Here is a 441-nt window from a genome sequence, read left to right on the forward strand (position 1 = left end):
CTCGATGGACGAGTGGCCGATGCCCCAGAGCTTGTTCTCCATGATCTCGGCGAGCGCCTTGCGCTCGTCGTCGAGCGCGGCGGACGCCTCGATGATCTCGTCCACGGAGCGCTTGTAGGCGCGGCGGTCGGTGTGGTCCGTGAAGTCGGGCCGGGGAAGCGGGAACGCGGTCGGGTCCTTGAAGATGTGCGGCAGGGTCACCGCGATCTGCGGGGTCACGAAGTGCTGGGTGACGTAGATGCCCAGGTCGCCGGGGCCGCCGCCGGCGCGGCGGCCGTTGTGGGGCTGGAGCTGCGGCTGCCAGCGCGAGGGGTTGTTCAGCTTGAAGGCGGTGTTCGTCGGCACGTAGCCGGTGTAGTCCGCCCAGGGCCGGGGGTTGTACTTGCGGCCGCCCTCGTGGCCGAGGACGTTCATGCCGTCGTTCTTCAGGACGTTCCAGAC

The 441-nt window shown here is 68.9% G+C and carries 1 protein-coding gene; it reads right to left on the reverse strand.

What is annotated here, in order from left to right:
* Positions 1–441: DUF6851 domain-containing protein (locus LG396_RS38945; RefSeq protein ID WP_372483645.1), on the reverse strand; the 441-nt coding region annotated here is incomplete at both ends.

Source organism: Streptomyces aculeolatus, assembly GCF_020400605.1.
GTDB classification, from domain to species: domain Bacteria; phylum Actinomycetota; class Actinomycetes; order Streptomycetales; family Streptomycetaceae; genus Streptomyces; species Streptomyces aculeolatus.